General features: G+C 39.1%; 18 protein-coding genes and 1 pseudogene. 16 read left to right on the top strand and 3 right to left on the bottom strand.

All coding sequences use genetic code 11. From position 1 onward, the window contains the following. The first annotated feature begins 103 nt into the window (after nucleotides 1–103). The 5 genes and pseudogenes from pelA to BMW39_RS16525 all read left to right on the top strand — a co-directional run bounded on the left by pelA (nucleotide 104) and on the right by BMW39_RS16525 (nucleotide 8,160). Nucleotides 104–1,120, top strand: a pseudogene (gene pelA / locus BMW39_RS16505) (pectate lyase). 94 nt (nucleotides 1,121–1,214) lie between these two features. Beyond that, on the top strand, nucleotides 1,215–1,811 hold the full coding sequence (locus tag BMW39_RS16510) for a TetR/AcrR family transcriptional regulator (protein WP_034978377.1): 597 nt from the start codon (nucleotides 1,215–1,217) through the stop codon (nucleotides 1,809–1,811). A 295-nt stretch (nucleotides 1,812–2,106) separates the two neighbouring features. Then, complete coding sequence (locus tag BMW39_RS16515; protein ID WP_034978374.1) at nucleotides 2,107–3,267, top strand: efflux RND transporter periplasmic adaptor subunit; 1,161 nt, start codon at nucleotides 2,107–2,109, stop codon at nucleotides 3,265–3,267. Between the two features lie 105 nt (nucleotides 3,268–3,372). Continuing rightward, a complete protein-coding gene (locus BMW39_RS16520) occupies nucleotides 3,373–6,543 on the top strand; it encodes an efflux RND transporter permease subunit (protein ID WP_034978371.1) in 3,171 nt (1,056 codons plus the stop codon). Nucleotides 6,544–6,738: 195 nt separating this feature from the next. Continuing rightward, complete coding sequence (locus BMW39_RS16525) at nucleotides 6,739–8,160, top strand: efflux transporter outer membrane subunit (protein ID WP_086045790.1); 1,422 nt, start codon at nucleotides 6,739–6,741, stop codon at nucleotides 8,158–8,160. Between the two features lie 140 nt (nucleotides 8,161–8,300). Here BMW39_RS16525 and tpx read toward each other — a convergent pair whose 3' ends face one another. Then, nucleotides 8,301–8,798, bottom strand: coding sequence for a thiol peroxidase (tpx, locus tag BMW39_RS16530; RefSeq protein ID WP_034978369.1), 498 nt, complete (start codon nucleotides 8,796–8,798; stop codon nucleotides 8,301–8,303). Between the two features lie 203 nt (nucleotides 8,799–9,001). On the opposite strand from tpx, the gene BMW39_RS16535 reads away from it, so the two are divergent. Next, a complete protein-coding gene (locus BMW39_RS16535; protein ID WP_034978366.1) occupies nucleotides 9,002–11,221 on the top strand; it encodes an NADP-dependent isocitrate dehydrogenase in 2,220 nt (739 codons plus the stop codon). Between the two features lie 48 nt (nucleotides 11,222–11,269). Here the strand turns inward: BMW39_RS16535 and BMW39_RS16540 are convergent, their stop codons facing one another. Continuing rightward, nucleotides 11,270–11,602, bottom strand: coding sequence for a winged helix-turn-helix transcriptional regulator (locus BMW39_RS16540; protein WP_034978362.1), 333 nt, complete (start codon nucleotides 11,600–11,602; stop codon nucleotides 11,270–11,272). Between the two features lie 103 nt (nucleotides 11,603–11,705). Between BMW39_RS16540 and BMW39_RS16545 the strand changes: the two genes are divergently transcribed. The 10 genes from BMW39_RS16545 (at nucleotide 11,706) to BMW39_RS16590 (ending at nucleotide 22,585) form a co-directional block, all read left to right on the top strand. Then, the gene (locus BMW39_RS16545) at nucleotides 11,706–12,452 is read left to right on the top strand and encodes an SDR family oxidoreductase (RefSeq protein ID WP_034978360.1); all 747 of its coding nucleotides are present in this window, start codon (nucleotides 11,706–11,708) and stop codon (nucleotides 12,450–12,452) included. A 318-nt stretch (nucleotides 12,453–12,770) separates the two neighbouring features. Continuing rightward, the gene (locus tag BMW39_RS16550) at nucleotides 12,771–15,170 is read left to right on the top strand and encodes a hypothetical protein (RefSeq protein WP_034978357.1); all 2,400 of its coding nucleotides are present in this window, start codon (nucleotides 12,771–12,773) and stop codon (nucleotides 15,168–15,170) included. 101 nt (nucleotides 15,171–15,271) lie between these two features. Further along, nucleotides 15,272–16,099, top strand: coding sequence for an alpha/beta fold hydrolase (locus BMW39_RS16555; RefSeq protein WP_034978354.1), 828 nt, complete (start codon nucleotides 15,272–15,274; stop codon nucleotides 16,097–16,099). A gap of 121 nt (nucleotides 16,100–16,220) precedes the next feature. Further along, the gene (locus BMW39_RS16560; RefSeq protein WP_034978352.1) at nucleotides 16,221–18,596 is read left to right on the top strand and encodes a hypothetical protein; all 2,376 of its coding nucleotides are present in this window, start codon (nucleotides 16,221–16,223) and stop codon (nucleotides 18,594–18,596) included. A gap of 198 nt (nucleotides 18,597–18,794) precedes the next feature. Then, nucleotides 18,795–19,376, top strand: coding sequence for a phage tail protein (locus BMW39_RS16565; RefSeq protein WP_051880036.1), 582 nt, complete (start codon nucleotides 18,795–18,797; stop codon nucleotides 19,374–19,376). Nucleotides 19,377–19,400: 24 nt separating this feature from the next. Further along, complete coding sequence (locus BMW39_RS16570; RefSeq protein ID WP_245750498.1) at nucleotides 19,401–19,970, top strand: phage tail protein; 570 nt, start codon at nucleotides 19,401–19,403, stop codon at nucleotides 19,968–19,970. 24 nt (nucleotides 19,971–19,994) lie between these two features. Further along, nucleotides 19,995–20,573 carry a phage tail protein gene (locus BMW39_RS16575; RefSeq protein ID WP_051880054.1) on the top strand — a complete coding sequence of 193 codons (579 nt, stop codon included), beginning with the start codon at nucleotides 19,995–19,997 and terminating at the stop codon, nucleotides 20,571–20,573. 12 nt (nucleotides 20,574–20,585) lie between these two features. Continuing rightward, a complete protein-coding gene (locus tag BMW39_RS16580) occupies nucleotides 20,586–21,278 on the top strand; it encodes a T9SS type A sorting domain-containing protein (protein WP_034978344.1) in 693 nt (230 codons plus the stop codon). A 103-nt stretch (nucleotides 21,279–21,381) separates the two neighbouring features. Next, the gene (locus tag BMW39_RS16585; protein ID WP_034978342.1) at nucleotides 21,382–21,981 is read left to right on the top strand and encodes a hypothetical protein; all 600 of its coding nucleotides are present in this window, start codon (nucleotides 21,382–21,384) and stop codon (nucleotides 21,979–21,981) included. A gap of 40 nt (nucleotides 21,982–22,021) precedes the next feature. Beyond that, entirely contained in the window at nucleotides 22,022–22,585 is a 564-nt protein-coding gene (locus BMW39_RS16590) for a hypothetical protein (protein ID WP_034978340.1), read from the top strand. A 60-nt stretch (nucleotides 22,586–22,645) separates the two neighbouring features. Here the strand turns inward: BMW39_RS16590 and BMW39_RS16595 are convergent, their stop codons facing one another. Continuing rightward, nucleotides 22,646–25,558, bottom strand: a complete 2,913-nt coding sequence (locus tag BMW39_RS16595; RefSeq protein WP_051880035.1) for a M16 family metallopeptidase — start codon at nucleotides 25,556–25,558, stop codon at nucleotides 22,646–22,648. Between the last annotated feature and the right edge of the window lie 318 nt (nucleotides 25,559–25,876).

A 25,876-nucleotide genomic window follows, 5' to 3' on the forward strand; every position in this document is an offset into this window, starting at 1 on the left:
TAAAAGGTTATCATTAAAAATAAATCAATTTTTAATCGAATCACAATTTACAAATAATATATCTATCGAAGATTTTGTATAATTTTACATGACTATACACTATATGAAAACAGGCTTTTTCGCACTCACATTATTGATTTCCGGCTGCTACGCATCTCAAACAAAAGATACATTAGCAGAGAAATTACTGGTCTATCAATTGCCGATCGGCGCTTGGGGAAAACAACTGAATGACGGCAAAGCTGTAGATTACAAATTGCGCATTGATAAAGCTTTATTGGAGAAGATAAAAGCCACCGGAGACGACCACGCCACAATCGATAACAATGCGACGACCAGAGAGATCACGATGTTGGTCAAAGCTTATAAAACAACGAAAAACCCAGCCTATCTTTCTGCTGCAGAAAAAGGGATTCAATATCTTTTGATGATGCAATATGAAAATGGTGGTTTTCCGCAATATTTTCCTAACAAATCCATTTACAGAAAGCAGATCACCTACAATGATAATGCGATGATCAACGCTTTGACGGTTCTTTATAATGTATCGGAGGGGAAAAATGACTTTGATGTTTTGAATGCTGAATTGAAATCCAAATCGAAGATTGCACTTCAAAAAGGAATTGGATCCATCCTTAGAAATCAGGTTTTGCAAAATGGCATTCCCACAATTTGGGCAGACCAATACGATGAGATCACTTTGGAGCCAGCCAAAGCCAGGGCCTTTGAACCCATTTCTTTGGCCACTGGCGAATCTGTAGGAATTGTGAGATTTTTGATGCTTCAACCAGTCACGCCTGAAATTGAGAAATCCATTAGAAGTGCTGTAAAGTGGTTCAGAGAAAATAAAATCGAAGGTTACAGTTACAAAGTAATAAAGCAAAATGATAAAGCTGTTCGCGTTTTAGCAAAGGAAAAAGGTTCTGTGGTGTGGGCAAGATTTTATGACCTCAAAACCAACACACCAATTTTTGGCGATTGAGACGGCAGTGTAAAATATAATTATCTGGATATTTCCGAAGAACGACGCAACGGATACAGCTGGTACATTGACTTCGCAGAGAAACTGATAGAAAAAGAATTCCCTAAATGGCTGACCACGAACCACCTTTCTGAGTAGGATCTTGTTTTAATTAATGTTAAAAAAATAAATTTGTTTGGTACTTAGGAAGTTTTAGTTGTAGTTTTGCTAACGCTGTTAGAAAATAGAAATAATGGGCTTACATGAACGTCGTCAACGAGAAAAAGAATCTATCCGTGCAAATATCTTGCAGGAGGCTTTCAACTTGGCAAAGACTGAAGGTTGGGCTTCCCTTTCTATCCGCAAAATCGCTGATGCGATTGAGTATAGCGCGCCGGTAGTTTACGATCATTTCGAGAATAAGGAAGCAATATTGTATGAAATTTCACTGAATGGATTTCATCAATTGCAGATCGAATTATTGAAAGCTCAGAAGAAACATGAGACACCAGAAGATCAATTGACTGCAATTGTGGATGCCTACTGGAAATTTGCTTTTGAAAACAAGGAATATTACCAGTTGATGTTTGGCTTGGGAATGCAATGCAGCGGAAAAGGTTTGATGAAGGAAGAGTTTTCCTCGTTCCAAGACATGCTTTACGAATCCACTTTGGAAATCATCAATAAAAAAGGATCTAATCCTGATAATGCCTGCCACTCTTCTCATGCTTTGTTTTCAGCCGTACACGGATTGATCTCTATTATGATGATGAGAAATGCGGATATTCCGTCGACAATGAACAAGACGACATTGGACGAAACGGTTTCTGCTTTTATAAAATCCTTGTGATTTTTTTTGTTCTAATAAATTAACACCGTTAGGAAAATTAACAATTAATTAATTTACGCTGATTCAAATAATGATTTAAAAAGAGTGACAATTTGCCTTAACAAATTAACACTGTTAGATTTATTAACAGTTAGGAATAAAATTTAATTATCAATTTAAATAAACGATTATGAAAACTAAAATCTAAATGTAATCAAACATTATATTTTTTTGAACAAATCATTAACACTGTTAGGAAATATAACTTTAAAATTAATCAGAACATATCTAACTTAATCTATAATTCAAACTTCAAATGAAAACTATTACACAACTAAAATTTATCGTACTTCTATCGAGTATCATACTTTTACAAAACTGCACAAAAGCAGCGGAAGGTGTAGGCGCTTTGCCACCAGCTCCTGAATTGCCAGTATATACGGTGATCACTTCTAACACTTCTACGTTCCAGGAATTCCCGACCGCTTTGGAAGGTAAAAACAATGTCGAGATCAGATCTCAGGTTGATGGTTATCTGGACAAGATCTATGTGGAAGAAGGCGCTTTCGTAAGAGCAGGACAACCATTATTCAAAATTGATTCAAGGTCTTATGGCGAACAAGTGAATATGGCAAGCGCCAATCTACAAGCGGCCAACGCCAACATTCAGAAAATGAAGGTGGAAGTTGACCGACTAACCACTTTGGTTGCAGAGAAAGTGGTTTCTGACGTTCAACTGAAAACGGCAAAAGCCAATTACGCTGTCGCAGTGGCGACCGCAGCTCAGGCAAAAGCTTCTTTGAGCGGTTCCAGAATCACCAATGGATTCACGACCATCACAGCACCTGTCAGCGGTTATCTTGGTAGAATTCCTTACAAAAAAGGAAGCTTGATTTCCAGAACTGACGCTACGCCACTAGCTTTCGTATCTGATATTAGTGAGATCTATGCTTATTTCTCCATCAGTGAAATCGATTTTATTGCTTTTCAAAAGAAATACGTCGGCGCAACGCTGGAAGAAAAAATGAGAAACATGCCTTTAGTAGATCTGGTCATTGCTGATAACACGACCTATTCCGAGAAAGGAAAAATGAAAATGATCGATGGACAATTTGATAAAAGTACTGGTGCGATAACGGTTCGTGCAACATTCCCAAATCCGAACGGAACCTTGAGAAGCGGGAATACAGGAAAAGTGAGAATGCCTCAACTATTATCAGATGCAGTTGTGATTCCGCAAGAATCAACTTTCGAAATTCAGGATAAAACTTACGTCTATGTCCTTGGAAAAGACAAAAAAGTGACCAGCAAACCGATCACAATTTCCGGAAAAACTGACAATTACTATTTCATTTCCGAAGGGTTGAAAAAAGGTGATCAGATTGTCTTCACAGGTTTGGGCAGCTTAAAAGACGGTGCATCCATCAAACCAAAAATGATCTCTTCTGACAGCTTAATAGCAGCAACACCATTGTAAATAGCTGATGGCGATTAGCTTCTTGCTATTGGCTTTTATGACAAAAGTTTCTAAAGCCATCAGCCAAAAGCTAAATGCTATAAGCCAACTAAAACTAAACTTCTTATGCTAAAACAATTTATAGAAAGACCGGTACTCTCAACGGTCATTTCGATCATCTTATTATTATTGGGAGCACTTTCGGTATTTCAATTACCGATCACGCTTTTCCCAGATATTGCGCCACCAAGCGTTCAGGTCACTGCATCGTATCCTGGTGCAAATGCCGAGGTTGTCGCCCGTTCCGTTGCGAATCCAATCGAGGAAGCCGTGAATGGTGTAGAAAATATGACCTACATGACCTCGAATTCCAGCAACGACGGATCGATGACATTGAGTATCTTTTTCAAACAAGGTTCAGATCCGGACAACGCAGCGGTGAACGTTCAAAACCGAGTTTCCAAAGCCATGAGTCAGCTTCCGCAAGAGGTTGTTCAGGCAGGGATCTCGACTCAGAAGGTTCAGAACAGTATGATCATGTTTATGGGACTTTCCAGTAACGACCCAAAACAATACGACGAATTATTCTTACAGAATTATCTTAAGATCAACGTCATTCCAGAAATCCAGCGTATTCCCGGCGTTGCGCAGGCTCAGGTTTTCGGCGCCAGAGATTACTCGATGAGAGTTTGGCTAAAGCCAGACCGATTGGCGGATAATGGTCTTTCTCCTCAAGAAGTTTTGGCAGCCATCAGGAACAGTAATCTTGAAGCAGCTCCCGGACGATTGGGACAAGGAAGCAAGGAAACTTATGAATACATTTTAAAGTACAAAGGAAAACTTAACCAAAACACAGATTACGAAAACATCGTGATCAAATCCAACAATGACGGTTCATTTTTGAGATTGAAAGATGTGGCAAGAGTTGAATTTGGTTCTTACAGCTACACCGCATCCAACAGAGTTGACGGAAAACCGGTTGCTGGTTTCGCCATTCTACAAACAGCTGGTTCCAACTCCAACGAGATCATCACAGAGATCGAGAAGCAAGTTGAGCAAATGAAAACGACGCTTCCAAAAGGTGTGGAACCTATCATCATGTACAATTCCAAAGACTTTTTGGACGCCTCGATCCATCAGGTTGTGGAGACTTTGGTGATTGCATTTATCTTGGTTTTCATTGTGGTTTATATCTTCCTTCAGGATTTCAGATCGACCTTGATTCCGGCGATTGCAGTTCCAGTAGCGATTATCGGGACATTTTTCTTCCTGAATTTATTCGGATTCAGTATCAATATGTTGACCTTGTTTGCCTTGGTATTGGCGATTGGAATTGTCGTCGATGATGCAATTGTGGTTGTGGAAGCTGTCCATTCAAAGATGGAACACACAGGTTTGCCAGTTGAGCAAGCGACGAGAGAATCGATGAGTGAAATTTCGGGCGCCATTATATCCATCACTTTGGTCATGTCAGCGGTTTTCGTTCCGGTTGGATTCATGCAAGGTCCAGCAGGTGTTTTCTACAGACAGTTTGCCTTCACATTAGCGATTGCGATTTTAATTTCTGCCGTTAATGCATTGACATTAAGTCCAGCGTTATGCGCACTTCTACTAAGTGATCCTCAAGGTGAACACGGCGAGCACGGTCAGAAAAAAGGTTTTGGAGCGAGGTTTTTCAATGCTTTCAATGTGGCCTTCAACAAGATGACTCGAAAATATATCTACAGTCTTAAATTTTTAATTAAAAACAAATGGGTCGGTGTTGGCGGACTCGTATTGATCACCGCTTTTACAATTTTCTTAATTAACAAAGCGCCAACAGGATTTATCCCAACGGAAGATCAAGGTTTTGTTTTGTTCGCTGTCAATACGCCTCCAGGTAGTTCATTGGAAAGAACACACAAAGCGACTTCTCAAATCGATAACATCATTAATAAAGAAGAATCGACAAAACACCTTTGGGTGGCAGATGGTCTGAATTTCATCAGTAATGCCAACGCATCGCCTTACGCTGCAGGTTTCATTAAGCTAAAAGATCTCGACAAAAGAGGTGCTGTGAGTGACCCAGACCAGATTGCTGCGGCATTGACAGGGAAAGTTTCGCAAGTGAAAGACGCGAGTACCTTCTTCTTCAACTTCCCTACTGTCCAAGGTTTTGGTAACGTTTCCGGATTCGAGTTTATGTTGCAGGACAAGACCAACGGTTCTTTCGAACAATTGGGAACAACGACTCAGGCTTTCATTGGCGAATTGATGAAACGTCCGGAGATTGCGTTTGCATTCACCACGTATGCGGCAGGAAATCCTCAATACACCATTGAAGTGGATGCTGACAAAGCCAATCAATTGGGCGTTTCAGTAACCGACTTGATGCAGACGATGCAGATCTATTACGGAAGTAGTTTCGTTTCCGATTTCAACAGATTCGGAAAATATTACCGAGTGATGGCTCAAGCCGATGTTCCATACAGAACCGATGCTAATTCATTGGAAGGAATCTATGTAAAGAACAATCAAAGCGAAATAGTCCCAGTAAAAACTTTGGTAACCTTGAAAAGAACTTTCGGACCAGAAACAGTGACTCGAAATAACCTTTTCAACGCGGTGACAATCAATGGAACGCCAAAACCTGGTTACAGTACTGGAGATGCGATCAAAGCGGTTGAGGAAACTGCGAAACAATCATTGCCAAGAGGTTATGGTTACGAATGGACAGGAATCACGCGGGAAGAGATCAAAACGGGTGGACAAACCGGGTTTATTTTCCTTCTAAGTATTTTGTTCGTGTACTTCCTGTTGGCAGCGCAGTACGAAAGTTACATTTTGCCATTTGCGATTATTTTAACGATTCCAACTGGTATTTTCGGTGTATATGCTTTCACAGGTTTGGCTGGAATTGACAACAACATTTACGTTCAGGTTGGATTGATCATGCTTGTTGGACTACTAGCAAAAAATGCCATTCTGATTGTGGAATTCGCGGTTCAAAGACGAAAAGCTGGTAAGACTTTGATTGAATCTGCGCTTCAAGCTTCAAGGTTAAGATTGAGACCAATTTTGATGACGTCATTTGCCTTTATCATCGGAATGTTGCCATTGGTTTGGTCGCAAGGTGCGGCGGCAAAAGGAAATCATTCGATTGGAATCAGTACAGTTGGTGGGATGTTTACGGGCGTTGTATTCGGGATTTTCATCATTCCGGTGATGTACGTGATCTTCCAATATCTGCACGAGAAAATGCCTAGCAGAAAGAAACGCAAACTTAAAAAAGAAAAAGCGGCTTTGAATTATATTTAGACTGATAACATTTGACGCATTGTTTTGGGCAGCTATTTCCGCCTTCCGTTCTCAAACCTAACGAAGTGGTTCGACGTAGTCAATCTTTTTGCCCCGGCTTTTCCAGCCGCAAAAAGGATTTCCACTCAAGTCGGGCTGCATAAGATTCTACGATCCAAAACAATGCTTAAAATAATTAATAATAAAAGAAAATCAATGAACATCATAACAAAAATAAAAGAGATTTTGGTAGCAACAATCGTCGCAGGTGGCGCGGTTTCCTGCATGCCAAAATTAGCTTTGGATAAAGTAAAACCCGAGTTGCCGGAAACTTTCAAGTACACTGCAACAGCAGATACAGCAAGCGTTGCCGATCTGCAATGGAGACAATTCTTCAAAGATCCAATCTTGCAAAACCTGATCGAAAAAGGAATCAAAAATAATTATGACCTGCAGATCGCTTTGAAACAAGTGGCTTCCTCGCAGGAAAGATTACTTCAGGCAAAATATCTGCAATATCCGGACATCACTTTTGGCGTTTCGGGACAAATTTCGAAGCCTTCAAAAAACAGTATGAATGGGCAAAGTCTGAATCTGTTTTTAGGGCAAAGTCATGTTGAAGATTACAATGTAGTGTTCAATCTTGGTTGGGAAGCTGACATTTGGGGAAAGATTAAAAATCAACAGGAGATTTCCAGGGTTCAATATCTCCAGACTTATGAAGCTTCGAAAGCCATTCAAACACAAGTTGTCGCAGCAATCGCTCAAGGCTATTACAATCTCTTGATGCTTGACAAACAAATGAATGTTGCGAAATCCAATTTGGAACTCAGCAAAAACACGTTGGATGTGACGGAGAAGATCTGGAAAGGTGGCGAAACGACTTCATTGGGCGTTCAGCAGGCAAAAGCGAGAACAGAATCTACAGAACTTCTGATCACGCAATTGGAACAGAATATTGCAATTCAGGAAAATGCATTGAGTATTTTGGTAGGTGAAAATCCAGATAAGATCAGCAGAACGATTGAAATGTCCGATTCATCCTTACCACAAAATATCTCAGCGGGAATTCCAGCAGCGATGGTGAGCCGTCGTCCGGATGTTCGTCAGCAGGAATTGGTTTTGTTGGAATCCAATTCTTTGGTTGGAATTGCGCAAGCGAATATGTATCCAGCTTTGAAGATCACAGCCAACGGTGGCGTGAATTCATTTAAAATTGATAATTGGTTTCAGATTCCTGCCTCATTGTTTGGGTCTGTTTTGGGCGGAATCACACAACCGATTTTCCAAAAAAGACAGTTGAAAACGGATTTGAATGTAGCTAAAATACAGAGAGAAAAGAATGTTTTGGCTTTTCGTCAATCTGTCCTAAATGCTGTTGGTGAAGTGTCTGACGCTTTGGTTTCCAATGAAAGTTTAAAAGCTCAGGAAATAAAAGCTTCGGAACAAGTGACGACCTTGAAAGATGGGATCAAAAGCGCCGAGCTGCTTTACAAAGGCGGAATGGCAAATTATCTGGAAGTGATCACGGCTCAAGCCAACTCACTTCAGGCAGAACTGAATCTGGCTTCCATCAAGAGACAAAGACTCAGCAGTATTGTTGACCTCTATCGTGCTTTGGGTGGCGGATGGAAATAAATAAAGTTTAAGTTATTTTTTGTTAAAAGTTACTTTCGGGTAACAGAAATGGTCGGAAAAGTTCCGGCCATTTTTTTTATTTAACATTAAAAAAGCCATCTCTTTCGAGACAGCTTATGTTTATAAAAAGGAAACTTCAATTATTTCAAAGCACTTACAGCTTCTGCATAATTTGGTTCTTGTCCAATTTCTGGAACTTGCTCCGTGTAAAGCACTTTTCCTGTTTCGTCCAAAGCAACTACTGCTCTACTCAACAAACCTCTCAATGGAGAGTCGCTAAGTGTAACGCCATAATCTTCACCGAAATTCCCTCTGAAATCTGAAAGAACCTCTACATTATCAAGTCCTTCTGCTGCACAAAATCTGTTCAATGCAAATGGCAGATCTCTGGAAACATTGATGACAACTGTATTTTCCAATGAGCTAGCTTCCTTGTTGAATTCTCTTGCAGACGCTGCGCAAACGCCAGTATCGATGCTTGGGAAGATATTAAGCAACACTTTTTTACCAGTGTAATCTGCCAAATGCTTTTCTGAAAGGTCTGCTCCTATCAACGTAAATTCCTGAGCGATAGTTCCAACTTCTGGCAAATCCCCAACGGTATTGATCGGACTTCCTTTGAATGTAATTTGTGACATTGTTCGTATAATTTATTTCTTCAAAGTTAATGGTTGATTTCTGAATTCTCAAACAATTCATTCTACTTTAATAAAATTTAACTTTTACTATAAATAAAGAAAGATTTAATCATTATTTGAACAAAAATCATATTCCCACTATTAGAAAATCATTATAAAATATGTATTTTTGTGATTCAATACGAAATAAAATCAACTAAATAATGTCAGAAAAATCAAAAATTATTTACACGCTTACGGACGAAGCACCGATGCTTGCAACACATTCTTTTTTGCCTATCGTAAAGGCTTTCACATCTGTTGCAGACGTTGACATTGTTGCTAAGGACATTTCTCTCGCTGGTAGAATTCTTGCCAATTTCCCAGAGTATCTATCAGATGATCAAAAGATCGGAGATGCATTGGCGGAACTAGGACAATTGGCTACAACGCCGGAAGCGAACATTATTAAATTACCAAATATCTCTGCATCTGCTCCTCAATTGGAAGAAGCGATTGCAGAATTGAAAGCTAAAGGTTTTGCTTTGCCAAACTACCCTGCTGAACCGAAAAATGACGAGGAAAAAGCAATCAAAGCCAAATACGCAAAGGTTCTAGGTTCTGCCGTGAATCCTGTTCTTAGAGAAGGAAATTCTGACAGACGTGCACCAAAAGCAGTTAAAAATTATGCTAAAGCAAATCCACACAAAATGGGTACTTGGGCATCTGACAGCAAAACCGATGTTGCCAATATGGAACAAGGTGATTTCTACGGAACAGAAACTTCTACAACTTTGGAGAATGATTCAAAATTCAAAATCGTTTTCTTTGGAAATGATGGTTCTGAAAAAGTGTTGAAAGATTTCGCAAACCTTAAAGCTGGTGAAGTGATCGACTCTTCTGTTTTAAATATCAATTCGTTGAAAGCTTTTGTTCAGGAAGCAATTGAAGAAGCTAAACAAAGAGGTGTTATCCTTTCCGCTCACCTGAAAGCGACAATGATGAAGGTTTCTGACCCGATCATCTTCGGAGCGATCGTTGAGACTTTCTTCAAAAATGTTTTTGATAAATACAAAGAGACGTTCAAGGAATTGGACATCAACCCAAATAACGGATTGCAAAATCTTTACGATAAAATTGCCGGAATTCCACAAGAAGCTGAGATCAAAGCTGACATAGACAAAACTTTGGCCGATGGTCCTAAAGTAGCGATGGTAAATTCTGACAAGGGCATCACCAACTTCCACGTTCCGTCTGACATCATCGTTGATGCTTCTATGGCTGCATTGATTAGAAATGGCGGAAAAATGTGGAACAAAGCTGGCGCCGAAGAAGATACAGTGGCTATTATTCCAGATCGTTCTTATGCAGGATTCTACCAGGCTGCAATCGATGATATGAAGAAAAACGGAGCGCTTGACCCTAAAACAATGGGTTCTGTTCCAAACGTAGGATTGATGGCTCAAAAAGCTGAAGAATACGGATCTCACGACAAAACCTTCCAGGCAGAAGCAGACGGAACAATCAAAGTTCTTGACGAAAATGGAAACACTTTGCTTGAGCAAAAAGTGGAGAAATTTGACATCTTCAGAATGTGTCAGACCAAAGATGCACCGATCCAGGATTGGGTAAAATTGGCTGTCAACAGAGCAAGATTGTCTGATACACCAGCAATCTTCTGGCTAGACAAAGCAAGAGCACACGACAGAGAAATGATCAAAAAAGTGGAGAAATATCTAGCTGATCACGACACGACTGGACTTGACATCAAGATCCTGGATGTGAAAGATGCGATGACCGAAACTTTGGAAAGAGCAAGAGAAGGAAAAGATACCATCTCAGTTTCTGGAAACGTGTTGAGAGATTATTTGACCGACCTTTTCCCTATTTTGGAATTAGGAACTTCTGCAAAGATGTTGTCTATTGTTCCATTGATGAACGGTGGCGGATTGTTCGAAACCGGAGCTGGAGGTTCTGCGCCTAAGCACATCGAGCAATTTATTGAGGAAGGTTATTTGCGTTGGGATTCTCTTGGAGAGTTCTTGGCTTTGCAGGCTTCGTTGGAACATTTGGCTCAGACTCAAAACAATACAAAAGCGCAAATCTTGGCAGATGCATTGGACGAGGCAAATGCTAAATTCTTGGCAGAAGACAAATCTCCAGGAAGAAAATTGGGAACGATCGACAACAGAGGTTCGCATTTCTACTTGGCAACTTATTGGGCAGAAGCTTTGACCAACCAAACCAAAGATGCTGAGATCGCTGCTAAATTTGCGCCTGTTGCAAAAGCATTGACAGAAAACGAAAGCAAGATCAACGAAGAATTGATCGGTTCTCAAGGTCAGCCAAAAGATATCGATGGTTACTACAAACCAGATTTCCAAAAGACAGATGTGGCAATGAGACCATCAGAAACACTTAATACAATTGTGAACGGGATTTAATTTCCGCTTTCATATTGACTCAAAAGCTCCTTATTTAAGGGGCTTTTTTTAATTTTCAATGATCACTTTTCTGTGTTCTCTTCCCCACTCTATCATTTCAGCAATGATCTTTCCAAATGTCCTGCAGTAGCTTGTTGGTTCATATTCTATCAACACTGGTGTATCGGGGTAGACATTTCGTTTTACCAATTTATTCAGTTCCATATCTTTCAACTCTTTTGAAAGCATTCTTGTCGTAATTCCCGGAATGCTTCTCTCAATTTCCCGAAAACGCTTGTTTCCATTACAAATAGAATTGATAATTGGAATTCTCCACTTTCCTCCTATGAAATATAGGGTGTCTTGTAATGCTCTTAATTCTTCGTTTTGGTCTCTTTCCATAGCTGCAAAGTTAAATGATATAATGAATGATACTGATATACTCCGTGATACTGGTTACAAAAGTATATCAATTTGAAATAACTTTGTCAAAAATTTTAGAACAATGAGTAGATTTAATAACAAACTAGCCATCGTAACTGGCGGAAACAGCGGAATAGGTTATGCAACAGCAAAAGAACTAATTGCTGAAGGCGCAAAAGTAATTATTACAGGACGACGAAAAGAAGCCATCGAAAAAGCGGCAGAAGAATTGAAAGCAATTTCTTTCGTAGCTGATCAAGGAAACTTAGAAAATATTGAAGCCTTACGGAATGAAATTCAAAGTCAGTACGGAAAAATAGATATCTTATTTATCAATGCAGGCATTACAGGGATATTAGGTTCAATTGAAAATATGGATTCGAAAAATTTTGATAATGTGATGAACATTAATTTTCGTGGTGCCTATTTTACATTAAGCAATTTAATTCCATTATTAAACGACGGCGCATCTGTAGTATTTTTATCTTCAAATGTCGCAACGACCTACAAACCGAACAGCTCCGTTTATCAGGCCAGTAAAGCAGCGCTCAATTCTATTGCGAAGACGGCAGCTGCGGAATTGGCTCCAAGAAAGATCCGCGTCAATATGGTGAGTCCAGGACCTACCAAAACGGAAATAATGACCAAGGCCGGACTGGACACAGAAACCTTGAATGGAATCAATGAATGGCTGATCAACGAAATTCCCCTGAAAAAAATGGGAAGTGCAGAAGATGTTGCAAAAGCTGTTGTCTACTTATCAGACAATAACATAGCAAGTTTCATGACTGGAACAGAAATTCTAATAGATGGCGGAATGATTTTGTAGAAAACCGTGTTAAATATTACATAAAACCCTCGACAAATGTTGAGGGTTTTGTGTTTTAATTCTATTTTTGGGCAGCTTAATCCGTCTTCCGCTCCCAATCTTTTTTCCCTCGCCAGTGCCAGTGCAAAAAAAGGATTTCCGCTCAAGCCGGGCTGCAATCAATCCAGTGTTAATTAAAATGGTTTGTGAAAACACTATTTTGTCATTCCGCAGGAATCCAAACTGTTAAGATTCCTGCAGAATGACAAAATAGAGCAGATTCATTTTAAATATTAACAAAATAATTAATTAAAAATCAATTATAATAAGCTTTTTGATATGAAAAAAATCTTCATTTTTTTTCTTTATGTTTTGGGAATGTCTCAGCTAAATGCACAGGACAAAATAGATAAGGCCATCCAAAATCTGGAACAAAATTATCCGCAGGAAAAAGTCTATTTGCTTCTGGACAAGGACAAATATGTGGTTGGAGACCATATCTATTTCAAATCATTTGTCTTCAATGGTTACAACCGTTCGGCCATCTCAAACACGCTTCTTGTGGAATTGTACGACCACAACAAAAATATGGTCGACAAGAAAACTGTCTTCCTCAAAGATGGCGAAGGTGACGGCACTTTTGTACTCAATGATTTCCTTAATGAAGATATCTATTTCATAAGAGCCTACACGACTTGGATGGCAAATTTCCCAGAGGAATTCAATTTTATGAAACAGGTTCCGATCTACAATCCGAATTCTGAACAGAAATTGGTCCTTGATAAAAACACAAAATGGACAGCGAACGCCTTTCCGGAAAGTGGAACATTCATCGAGAACATCCCGACCAAATTCGCGGTGAGATTATATTCCCAAGGAACTCCACCGACCGCTTGGAGTGGCTACGTCATCGATTCTGAAAAACCGAATGAGAAATTGACAACATTCAAAAATATGGATGAAAATGTAGCCGTTTTCAACATCACTCCAAAAGCTGGAAAAACATACAAAGCCATCGTTGAAGATAACAAAGGTGCAAAACAGACGGTTGCTCTACCAACAGTTTCTAATTCCGGGATCAATCTTCAGCTGACGAGCGACCCAAAAGGCATTAATTATAAGATCAATGGAGCCGGTCTTTCTCAAGGTTTGCAAGGATACAGCATCATTGGGACGATAAACAACCAATTGGTGTACAGAGCAAACATCAAAACAACAACGAGTGAGGCTACTAGCCAAATTCCCAACAAGGTAAGCAATGACGAAACAGCCGTTCTGAACATCACCATTTTTGATGAAAAGCAAAATGTGGCAGCACAACGACTCTTCTTTCTCAATCCAAAAAAACTTGATCTAGATGAGCCAACTTTGGCCTTATCGATGAACAATGAGCCTAGAGCTTTCAACAGTTTTGATATTGAGCCAGATGGAGACCACACGCATTACACAGTTTTGGTACGGGAAAATAATCCGTCTGAACTTAAAAATGAAAACACTTTACTGAGCGCCAAATGGTTGACAGGCGATTTTACTTCCGCCATATTCGATCCGGCACAATATTTTGAAAAGTCGGCAAATCCAGAAGCTCTTGACGCGATATTGATCTCAGAAAAATGGAAACGTTTCGATTGGGAATCTGTGCTGGCAGGCAAAACGCCAGAGTTCAATTACAAGCCTCAGAAAAATCTTTCTTTCAAAGGAAAAGTGACCAACAATGGAAGATTCCTTCCCAATAAGAATATCAATCTTCTGATGAAAACTGAAAATTCTGACAAGAACTTTGTTCCCGCGGTGACAGATGACAATGGTTTCATCTATCTGGATAATATCTATTTTGATGAGCCTTTGACGGTTTCATATTACCTTAACAAAGACAAAAAACAAACCTCAGATTCTGATAATATTAATTTGAGTTTCCAAGCTTTGGTGACAAGCATTCCATTGAAAAACCCGTTACCATTTACCAATTATCGTTTGGTCAATGACAAAAATGCGGCTCCAGACCCAAGCGTTGCAAAAGCACTTCAAAACAGAAGGAACAACAAAGGAATTGATGATTTTAAAAAGGAAACATTAATTGAAGAAGTACAAGTGACAGCGAAAAAAGTGGATAAAAAAGCCGAATTGGACAAGGAACTTTCCAGTGGCCGATTCAGCAGTATGAATGCTACCATCTTCGACATGGTGAATGAGAATAAAGACGCACAGTCTTCCCAAAACATTTTGCAGTGGTTACAAGGTCGTGCTGCGGGACTTACATTCACGATGGACGGTTCTGGAAACTACATTCCAAGCATTAGAGGCTCACAGGCCAGTTTGTTCCTAGACGAGATGCCTGTGGATGCAAGCATGATCAATTCTTTACCGATCAGCAACATTGCGATGGTGAAGGTTATGAAGAATGATGGTTTGGTAGGCAACGCTGTTGCAATCTACACACGTCGCGGAAATATGATCGCGGAGGAGGATAAAGATAAGGAGAAAGTCAACAAACTTGTTTTGAAAGGCTATGATCGATCGACCGAATTTGAGCTGCCAGATATCACAGGTGACGCTTACAAAAGAATAACGATGGACACACGAGAAACACTCTACTGGAATCCAAAACTTTCCGAAGAAGGCGGACTGGCGCCAAGAGCAAAATTCTTCAATAATGATGAAGCTAAAAACCGCCAGATCATCATCATCAGCTTTGATAAAGAAGATAAAATGCTTTATTACGATGAGATCATAAAGTAATGTTAAATAAATAAAAAAAGACTTTCTGGCTAGAAAGTCTTTTTTTATGGTCTGATGTTTGGATAAAAAAATTCAAATATTAATATCAAAAATTTAACATTATGCCTTACATCACAAAAGACATCGACAAAAATTACAGTGTTTATTACGAAGATCACGGAACAGGACAGCCAGTGATCTTGATCCACGGATGGCCACTCAGCGGGAAATCTTGGGAGTTGCAGGTTCCAGCACTTTTGGAAGCTGGATATAGAGTTATTACTTATGACAGAAAAGGATTTGGAAACTCTCAGCCTTCTTTGAATGGATACGATTACAATTCATTGACGGAAGACCTTTTGGAATTGATCACACAATTAGACCTCAAAAATGTAGTTCTTGTCGGCTTCTCGATGGGAGGCGGTGAAGTTGTCCGTTTCTTGACCAATTACGGTTATGACAATGTTGATAAGGTTGCTTTGATTGCATCCATCATTCCATTGGTGAAACAGAAAGATGACAATCCTGATGGCGTTCCGGAAAAAGACCTCAACGAAATCCTTGATAATCTGAAAAAAGACCGCGTGACTTTCCTGGAAGGTTTCCACAAGAATTTTTATAATTATGGACTGTTGTCACAGACAGTGAGCCAGGCGCAATTAAACTACGATTGGAGCATCTCTTCCCACGCCTCTCCTATCGCGACCATCAAATCTGCTGAAAGCTGGGCGAATACAGACTTCAGATTGGAACTTCAAAATGTGACTGTTCCTACTTTGATCGTTCACGGTGACGAAGACCAAATTGTACCGATCAAAACTGCTGGCGAGCAGGCTGCAAAAGGCATTGTAAACAATCAATATCACGTAATTTCTGGTGCACCTCACGGATTGAATGTGACTCACGCAGATGAATTAAATAAAATCTTGGTCAACTTCCTCAATAGTTAGACTCAGTTAAGATAAAATTTCAAAACAGCATTTTTTAGAATGCTGTTTTTTTTGTTTGGATATTATTCATAATTTAAAGAATTCTAAAGGACCAGACTATAAACAATCAAATTGATAACCTATGAAAGGAATTTTTACTGCAATCATTGTGATCTTCAACTTTCTGATAATGGATGCTCAGAGCAAATTGGACAATGCGATCACGAATCTCGAGGAAAATTATTCGCAGGAAAAAGTTTATATCCTTTTTGATAAAGATCAATATGTCGCCGGAGACCAGATACTTTTTCAATCATTTGTTTTTGATGGTTATAACTTATCTTCTATTTCCAAGACCTTGTATGTAGAATTGTATGATCAAAGTAAAAATCTAATCGATAAAAGAACGATTTTAATTAATAATGGAAAAGCTTCAGGATTATTCGAACTCAGTAAAACACTGACTGAAGATGTCTATTTTGTGAGAGCTTACACGAATTGGATGGCAAACTTCGACAACGAATGGAATTTCATCAAACCAATCCCAATCTATAATTCGACATCGAAGAAAAAATTGGTTCCATCTGTAACTTCGAAATGGTCTGTTGTGGTATTTCCAGAAGGCGGAACATTCATTGACAAAACCTCTACCAAGATTGCCGTGAGAATAAATCACCAAGGTAAACCAGCAAAAAAATGGAGCGGATATTTGATAGACTCTGAGCTTCCGGATAACAAAATTATAAGTTTTCAATCGCTTGATGAAAATATTGCCATATTTCAAATGACACCTCAATTTGGGAAAACCTATAAAGTTGTGGTGGAAGATGGTGAAGGAAATTCACAGATCAGTACTTTACCAACCGTGACGGATAAAGGAATCAATCTGAAAATAACTTCTGATAAGTCAAGCATTAAATATACGATTAACGCTGTCAAATTGGAAAATAGTGTACAAAATTACAATGTCGTAGGAACTATCAATAATCAATTGGCCTACAAAGCAAAGATCAAATCGACCAATTCGCAGGTTGCAAGTGTGATTCCTACAAAAGAAATCAAGCAAAATGGAATATTACAGATCTCGATTTTTGACGATAGAGACCATCTTGTGGCGCAAAGACTTTGTTTTCTAAATCATTCTGATTTAACGGGAAATACGATTGCCATCCAAAATTCAAATTTTAATAATCAGCCTAGGACCTTGAACAGTTTTGACATTAATGAAAATCCCAACTCCGGGAATTACACTGTTCTAGTAAAAGACGTGACGGACATTGATTCTTCGCAAGACGATATCCTCAGCAATCTCTTTTTGACACAAGATCTAAAAAATCAAATAAAAAATCCCGCTCAGTATTTTACCAAAACTGCGAATACTGATGCCTTGGATGCTCTTCTCATCTCCGAAAAGTGGAAACGTTTTGATTGGACGAAATTACTAGCTGGTCAAAAACCTCTGATCAAATATAATTTAACGGATAATGAATTCATCTCCTACACCGCAAGACTTGCACTCAATAGTCGACCACTGCCGGACACGCTGTTGAATCTGGTTTTCAAGACTGATGATGGAGAACCACTTCTATCACAGTTGACCACTGATAAGAATGGTGACATTTTGATAAGTAATTTGAACTTTGACGACTCTTACTTCGTGAATTACTTTCTCAATTCAAATGATAAACAACAGACCAATCTGACCTTAAAACTAAAACCAGTGATCGATTCTAATAGTACAAAACTTAATTTCCCTCGATCTGGATATGAACTGATAGAAGCAAGTAATGATAACAGTTTGCCACCCGCAGTTGAGAAAGCTTTTGCAAATGCGCAGGTCAGACAGAAAATAGTGCAGGATGAAACACAGATAGAGGAAGTGAAAATCGTAAAGAAAAAAAGCGATGCCATTAAAAAACTAAATGACGAACTGACTTCCGGAATGTTCTCCAGTATGAATGCCACTATTTTTGACTTTGTGAATGATAATCAAGATGCCTTTGCTTCCCTAAATATTTTGGAATGGTTGCAAGGACGTGTTGCCGGTCTCAGTATCATGATGGTTGAACCAGGAAAGTATATGCCTGTGATCCGAGGCGTTGAAGCAGGAGTATTTTTAGATGAGATGAACGTAGGTCTGGATGCCGTACAGACGCTTAGTATCAATAGCATTGCAATGGTAAAGATAATAAAGGGTAGTAGGCTGATAGGTAATTCTATTCTAATTTACACGCGCACCGCCAATCTTAAAACACCAACATCTAAAGCATCTAATAGTACTAACAAAGTTGAAATAAAAGCTTATGATAAAATAATTGCTGGCAAAATGATCGATTATTCTCAAGAAAAATACAGATCATCCGTTAGCGACTGGAGACAGGTCCTGTACTGGAATCCAGAATTCACAAATTCAACAGTCAATTTTTATAACAATGACAACGCAAAGAATCGTGAACTTACTATTATTGGTTTTGATAAGGAAAATAAACTTTTGTACTACAACCAAACCGTCGAATAATTGATGACATGAAATAAAAACTTTCGAACGTGGAAGTTTTTTTTTGCAAGTGTAACTTAACGAGTACGACCAAATTATTGATTATCAAATAGGTTTAATTGTAAAATGATTTGTCCACCCGATGTCCACCTTATTTTTATCGATAATTCATTGATAATCAATTATTATTTTTAGATTTACAGTCTAAAATTAATATACATGAAAAAAACTAAACTTTTTCTAATTGGAACAGTCATGTGTTGTGCAAAATTGAGCGCACAGATTGAACCATTCATTGGACAAATTATGTTTGTACCGTACACTTTTGCACCCAAAGGCTGGCGTGATTGCGATGGTAGCCTTTTGCCAATCGCTCAGAATCAAGCCTTATTCGCCCTCCTGGGAGTAACTTACGGAGGTAACGGACAGACAAAGTTTGCTTTACCAGATATGAGAGGTAGATTGGTAATCGATGATGGAAATGGCGCCAATCTCAGCACATATCAATTGGGACAGATTGGCGGACAAGAAAATATCACCTTAACAGTTGCCCAGATTCCAGCTCATAATCACGGTGTCACAGCGACCAATTCTGACGGTAATGCGAATTCACCAGCGAACGCTTTTCTTGCTAACACAAAAGCTTTGGACAAGGAATACTCTAATGCAACTTCAGATTCTACCATGAAAGCAGATGCATTATCTACAGCCGGCGCATCTGCACCCCATTACAATATGATGCCCACAACTGCTATGAAGTGTGTCATTGCAACAGAAGGTATCTTCCCACCACGAAACTAAGAAACTATGAGAACAATTAAATTATTGACATTAACGCTTATCTTAACAATAAGTTCAAAATTAGCCGCACAAGCTGATACACCATATGTTGGTCAAATCTTGTGGGTACCGTACAACTTTACACCCAGTGGTTGGGCAGAATGTAATGGCGCACTTTTACCAATCTCAGGCAATGAAGTACTATATAGCCTTTTAGGTACACAATATGGCGGAAATGGAATGCAGACATTTGGATTACCAGACCTACGAGGAAGAGCAATCATTGGATCAGGCGCTGGAACTGGACTGACGCCACGCTTCAACGGCGAGATGATAGGCACACCTACAGTCACCCTCACTTCTTCACAGATACCTCAGCATACACATAATATCAATACCGTGACAACACCGGGAAACCAAAATCTTCCGATAGGTAATTTACCAGCTAATACAGGTTCTGCCGACCCAGAATATTCTAATCAGACACCTGATGTCACTCTAAATGCCCAAATGATACAACCAGCAGGACAAAATTTACCGCATAACAACATGCAGCCGTACACAACCTTGAAATGTATCATTTCTTTATACGGCGTTTATCCTTCACGTCCATAAACAAATTTAAATCAACTTATGAAAATGAAAATCTTAATTATATTTTGTTTGATATTTACATCAGCAAAAAGCTTTGCACAATACGACCCGTTTTTGGGACAGATTTCCTACGTTGCCTTTAATTTTGCTCCCGCAGGTTGGGCAGATTGCAATGGTCAAGAATTATCAATTGCACAGTATTCGGCATTGTATAGTTTACTAGGAACAACATATGGTGGCAATGGAACCAGCACTTTTGCTGTACCCAATATCCAAGGACGCGTCATGCTAAGCAACGGACAAGGAGCAGGATTGCCTAATTACCCACTAGCATCAACAGGCGGAGAAGAAGGCCACATCTTGACTGTGGCGGAAATGCCACAGCACACTCACTTGCTAAAAGCAGTTTCCAGTGATGGCAACGTTAGCAATCCATCAGGCGCTTTACCAGCCAATACCAAAACGCTTGACAAGGAATATAGCACAACACCTCCAACATCAGGAACCATGAATGCCAGTATGACAAGCATTGCAGGCGGAAACCAACCTCACCCGAATATACAACCCTACGTAACCTTCAAATGCATCATCGCCCTACAAGGTATTTATCCATCCAGACCTTAATATAAAATAATCATGAAAAAAATATATCTTTTATTAACCGTAATGGTAGCTGCAAATGCTTTTGCACAAGACATTACCTTCAGTGGATGCCCCAATCTTTTTGAGACCTCCAATTACGTTTTCACCAAGCAATCTACGCCAGACGCTTACGGAAAAGGAATCTACATCACATCTCCCGTTACTGGCGATCAACCTTGTGGCGGATTGGGAACTTGCGAGTTCAAGATCCAATGGAACAATACAGCTTCCAGATGGGAATTTTTGGCAGATGAGGGCGATGGAACTTTCGCAGCGCCTTACCTGATCTACTACAACTCGACCGGAAGCGCTTCTGCAGCCAATCCTCCGAGCAACAGCATCGGTACATGGGTAGAGAATACTGCTATTACCAATGGCGACTGTGGCGGAAATCTTACCACTTCCAACTCAAATCTTTCTGGCGATGTACACACGACCACTTTGGGAATCAATGACATCAACAGCGAGAAAGCATTATTGTTCCCGAATCCTGTGGTAGACTATATCACTGTTCTGGGCGTTGCCAATGCTAAAGATTATCAGATCTATGGCATGAGCGGACAACTGGTAAAGTCTTCAAAATTTGATACGAAGATCAATGTGAAAGACCTGCAATCCGGCGTTTACCAACTGGTGATCACCACGGCGGATAATAAAACCCATCAATTCAGATTTATCAAGAAATAAAGCACAAGTGATCATAAGTTTCTGGCCGGGAGAGTTTTCTTCCGGCTTTTTTTATTAATTTTAGACAATGACAAATCAGAACGCATCAATAAAATAGGGACCAATGCAGGATTTCAAGAAGAAAGAACTGAAAGATCTAAAAAAACTGAGAGCCATAGCCATCGGGTTTCTGGTGTTGGTCAATTTTATCATTATCGGCTTTTTTATATATAATTTTTATGACGTCTATAGATCTCGGAATTTAAAAGAAAATTTTATCACCTATGTTTTTCCAACTGTAGTTTCCATTCAATTAGTTTTGGCGTTTGTATTTGCTCCATTAATTATAATAATTTTCAGAAGATCGTCCAGCGTCCTGAGAGAAATTGAAGCGTTGAATGATGGTTTTACGTTTCATTATCAGCGTTATAGACAATTTATCTATAGATTGTTTCCGACCGTTCCGTTATACTTGATCTCGCAGAAAGGATTGTTCATCTTTAGGAACCTCAAGACAGAATTGATTCCGCCAAACTCGATTAAATATGTAGAAATCAAGAATATCAATATGGGACGTTTTAGAAGATCCCTAATTAACATTTATTTGAACGATGGTTCAAAATCTAGAATAACCTACTACACAACGTATCCGAGAGCGGCTGAATTTTTCCATGATAATATCCATTTGATCAATGACAACGTGCGGGTTGAAAATTTATTTTAATCAAAAATAATTGGACGTGAAAATTCTTATTGTTTGCCTAATGTCAATTTTCGTACTGAGTTGTGATTCCAAAGAGCCACAGAATATCATCATTTCAAAAGTTCATTATAAACCGAATTCAAAGATCATTGATACGCTTTGGATTTCTCAGAATGATTCTACAGTTTTCAAACGTGAGGAAGTTCTGACACGAAATCACCATCAAACACCAAAATTTGAAACAAGATATGAATTGAAAGATCCCAAAAATGGCGTTTACTATTTCATTCACAACAACTCCGGACAATTGATCTTGGAAGGTCAATACGATTCGGAATTCACTTACGAAGATCATATTAACAAAAACGGAAATTTTTATAATTCCAAAACGTACCGATACAAAAAGAACGGTGATCTGGAAACCATTCATTACATGGAAGATGGCAGAAATCTGAAAACCGAACATTTCGATAGAAAAAAGAAACTTACCAAAATAAGATACATCGATAAAAAATCAGAAAGCACCACCAAAATCGAGATCTATGACGATGGCATTTTGGATGAGACAAGGGTTTACACGAGTTTTGATAATTACTACACTGTGAAAGGCGCAACCAAACCTTAAAGCACAAAAAAAAGTGAAGCACTCCTGCTCCACTTTTTTTATTGATGAAATCGACTAAGATTAATATCCGAAAATCTCTTCCAAACTTACTTCTGTGAAAGTTCCCATTTTGTTGATGGATTCCATATTCAGGTTTTCTTTTTTCCCGATGATGGCTGTGTTGTAAGACAGCGGCTTCACTTCGGTGTTGTAGAAATTAGTCAGTTCTGGCAGTGTCAATTTTTGGATCTCTGCATAGACATCTTTTCTAAAGTCATAATCCACACCCAATTTTTTCAGCGATAATTGATTGTAGAAGATAACGGTCCTGTTGATCCTGTTGGAGGCGATCTGCTTAAGCGCTGAACCTTTTGCATTCTCAAACTGAGCCGGGATTTGCGGAAGCTCTACCATCAATTCGCTCATCGCTGCAACCGCCAAAGGCATTTTGTTGGCTTGCGTTCCGATGTAGTTGGTCACGTAATTCGGTTTGTTGATCTCTGTTGCATTTGCATAAGAAACGTACGCCGAATAAGCCAAAGATTTACTTTCTCTTATCTCCTGGAACACGATAGATGACAATCCACGCCCAAAATATTCATTGAAAACACTGGCTTTTCCGAAGTTTGCCAGATTTACATTTCCAGCTTTTGCCACTTTGGACATCTCCATTTGCACCATGTCGTAGCCGGTAAAGTACACTTTGCCATCAGTCGCCAATTCTTTGTATTCTTTCGCTTTCGCAGGCTGAAGTTTTGTAGCGGAAATGTAAGGCTTCACTGCTTTTTCCAGACCTTTTTGATCTTCTCCGTAAAGGAAAACCTCGTAAGGATAATCGTTCAAGGTTTTGATCTTGGACATCAAATCATTAACATTGATGCTTTGCAAACGTTCTTTGGAGATTACATCCGTCAGACGAGATTCTTTTCCGTACTTGGCGTAATTGGTCAAGGCTGCCATTATTCTGGTCTTGTCTTTCTTGGCAACTTCTCTGGATTCCAGGATGGTCTTCACCGTTTGATCGTAGATGGATTGATCCGCTTTCACATTGTTGATCCAGTGATCCATCAGCTCCACACCTTTTTTCATATTGCTTTCCAGTCCGCTTAGCGCAATGATCATTTGGTCATTGGTTGTTCTGAACTGATTGGTGATTCCCAATTTATAGAACTCTTCTTTTAATTGTTCCGGCGTGTATTTGTCCGTTCCAAGATATTGAAGAACCGTAACACCCAATGCCAGTTCTTTGCCATTATCTGTCCCAAAAGGAAAAACATAGTTCACCTGCGCAACTTCGTTATATTTGTTTTTAACGAAACTTACTTTCTTATCTTTAATGGTTGACGTAGCAATAGCAGTCTTAAAATCGATGAACTGAGGTTTGATGTCCGATGATTTTGCATTGATGATCTCTTTCAGGAAAGGCGATTGCGCTTCTCTGTTCAGCTTGATCGGCGTGATACCAGGATTCTGAACACGAACCAATTTATCATTCACTCCTTTTTCCTTATAAACTACCACGTAATTATCTTTGAAGAAGTCATTCGCAAATTTCACAACATCCGTTTTAGAGATTCCTTCGTATTGGTTGATCTCATCCAGCTCCTGTTCCCAAGTTCTGTTGTTGATGTACGTTGAATAAAGTGTTGTCGCCAGTCCATCAGCAGTTTCCCAACCTTTCATCCTTTGAACTTTCATATCGTTCACAATCGCATGAAGCATCCAATCTGGGAACTGTCCTTTTTTTACCAATTCAATTTGGTCCAACAACAATTTTTTGGCATCCTCAAAACTTTGTCCATCCTTCGGAACCACGCTTAGAACAAATGCGCCGTAAGTTTTGAAAGCCGACTCGTAAGCGCCAGCTCCTAATGTCTTTTGTTTTTGATTGATGTTGAGATCAATGAGACCTGCGTCGCCATTATTACTCAAAATTTCTGCAACCACGTCCGCCAATCTCGCATCCTGAGTTCCGTAGGAATCGGTTCTCCAGGCTAAGGTCATTCTTGGCGTAGATGGACTTTTTACAGTTCTGGAGATCACGCTTGTCATTGGTTCTTCCGACACCATTTTCTTCATCGGAAGTTCTTTGTATTTGAAGGTTCCAAAATACTGATCGACCATTTTGATGGTCTTATCAAAATCCAAGTCTCCAACTAGAACGACCGCCATATTATTAGGCACATAATAAGTATCGAAATATTTGTGGATTGCCACCATAGACGGACTTTTCAAATGTTCTGAAGTTCCAATCGTCGTTTGCTGACCATTTGGATGTTTCGGGAAAAGCGCTTCCATCATCGCGTAATTCACAAGACGACCATCGTTGTCCTGAGCGCGGTTGAATTCCTCATAAACAGCTTCCAATTCTGTATGGAACAACCTAAGAACCAATTCTGAGAAACGTTCTTTCTCCACTTTCAGCCATTTCTCCAATTCGTTGGACGGGATGTTGTTTTTGTAAACCGTTTCGTCCAGCCAAGTGTGAGCGTTGGTTCCCGTTGCACCAAGAGATGAGATTGCCTTGTCATATTCGTTGGCGATCGCATATTTGGAAGCTTCCTGAGAAACCTCATCAATTTTTTTGTAAAGTGCTTTTTTCTTTTCCGGATCTTTTTCTGCTTTGTGCTGTTCATAAAGATCAGAGATCTGCGTCAGCAAAACTTTTTCCTTTTCCCAATCCTGAGTTCCCAAGTGCGAAGTTCCTTTGAAGACCATGTGTTCCAGGTAGTGCGCTAATCCTGTATTGTCGCTTGGATCGTTGTTGGAACCTGTTTTTACAGGAATATAAGTTTGAATCCTTGGAGCGTCATCATTTTTTGCGAGATAGACTTTGAGTCCGTTTTTTAAAGTGTAAACACGTACGCCAGATTGGTCATTCTTTACAGTCTCGTAAGTGTAGCCAGCTGCGTCGGTTTTGGTTTGTGTTTCAAATTTCTGTGCCATTGCATTCATCATAAATAAGAGTGAAATTGAAATGAATAGTTTCTTCATACTATACTTTTATTTTTTTCTGGAGCGTAATTTACGCAACATTTCATTAGTCACAAATTTATGGACAATGTTACGTTGAAAACTACGCAAGTATATATGCTTTGAAACTTCGAATTTCAAAAACAATCCAAATATCAATTCAGAAATTATCTTATGTTAATTTTTATTATTAAGGAATGTAGAATTCTACAATATAAATACACTTTTGATAATTCAACACATCAAAACATCGAATACAATATTTTGAAAATCAATAAATTATAAGTTATTGCAAGATTTCTAAATATTAAAATAATTAGTAAATAATCGTTTAATTAA

This window comes from Epilithonimonas lactis, from assembly GCF_900110605.1.
Lineage (GTDB): Bacteria > Bacteroidota > Bacteroidia > Flavobacteriales > Weeksellaceae > Epilithonimonas > Epilithonimonas lactis.

Excerpts from the sequence above, each read along its gene's own strand:
- BMW39_RS16515 (WP_034978374.1), top strand. The coding sequence starts at position 2,107 with ATGAAAACTATTACACAACTAAAATTTATCGTACTTCTATCGAGTATC.
- BMW39_RS16595 (WP_051880035.1), bottom strand. The coding sequence starts at position 25,558 with ATGAAGAAACTATTCATTTCAATTTCACTCTTATTTATGATGAATGCA.
- BMW39_RS16585 (WP_034978342.1), top strand. The coding sequence starts at position 21,382 with ATGCAGGATTTCAAGAAGAAAGAACTGAAAGATCTAAAAAAACTGAGA.
- BMW39_RS16555 (WP_034978354.1), top strand. The coding sequence starts at position 15,272 with ATGCCTTACATCACAAAAGACATCGACAAAAATTACAGTGTTTATTAC.
- BMW39_RS16590 (WP_034978340.1), top strand. The coding sequence starts at position 22,022 with ATGTCAATTTTCGTACTGAGTTGTGATTCCAAAGAGCCACAGAATATC.
- BMW39_RS16550 (WP_034978357.1), top strand. The coding sequence starts at position 12,771 with ATGAAAAAAATCTTCATTTTTTTTCTTTATGTTTTGGGAATGTCTCAG.
- BMW39_RS16525 (WP_086045790.1), top strand. The coding sequence starts at position 6,739 with ATGAACATCATAACAAAAATAAAAGAGATTTTGGTAGCAACAATCGTC.
- BMW39_RS16545 (WP_034978360.1), top strand. The coding sequence starts at position 11,706 with ATGAGTAGATTTAATAACAAACTAGCCATCGTAACTGGCGGAAACAGC.
- BMW39_RS16575 (WP_051880054.1), top strand. The coding sequence starts at position 19,995 with ATGAAAATCTTAATTATATTTTGTTTGATATTTACATCAGCAAAAAGC.
- BMW39_RS16560 (WP_034978352.1), top strand. The coding sequence starts at position 16,221 with ATGAAAGGAATTTTTACTGCAATCATTGTGATCTTCAACTTTCTGATA.
- BMW39_RS16565 (WP_051880036.1), top strand. The coding sequence starts at position 18,795 with ATGAAAAAAACTAAACTTTTTCTAATTGGAACAGTCATGTGTTGTGCA.
- BMW39_RS16540 (WP_034978362.1), bottom strand. The coding sequence starts at position 11,602 with ATGGAAAGAGACCAAAACGAAGAATTAAGAGCATTACAAGACACCCTA.
- BMW39_RS16535 (WP_034978366.1), top strand. The coding sequence starts at position 9,002 with ATGTCAGAAAAATCAAAAATTATTTACACGCTTACGGACGAAGCACCG.
- BMW39_RS16510 (WP_034978377.1), top strand. The coding sequence starts at position 1,215 with ATGGGCTTACATGAACGTCGTCAACGAGAAAAAGAATCTATCCGTGCA.
- BMW39_RS16580 (WP_034978344.1), top strand. The coding sequence starts at position 20,586 with ATGAAAAAAATATATCTTTTATTAACCGTAATGGTAGCTGCAAATGCT.
- tpx (WP_034978369.1), bottom strand. The coding sequence starts at position 8,798 with ATGTCACAAATTACATTCAAAGGAAGTCCGATCAATACCGTTGGGGAT.
- BMW39_RS16520 (WP_034978371.1), top strand. The coding sequence starts at position 3,373 with ATGCTAAAACAATTTATAGAAAGACCGGTACTCTCAACGGTCATTTCG.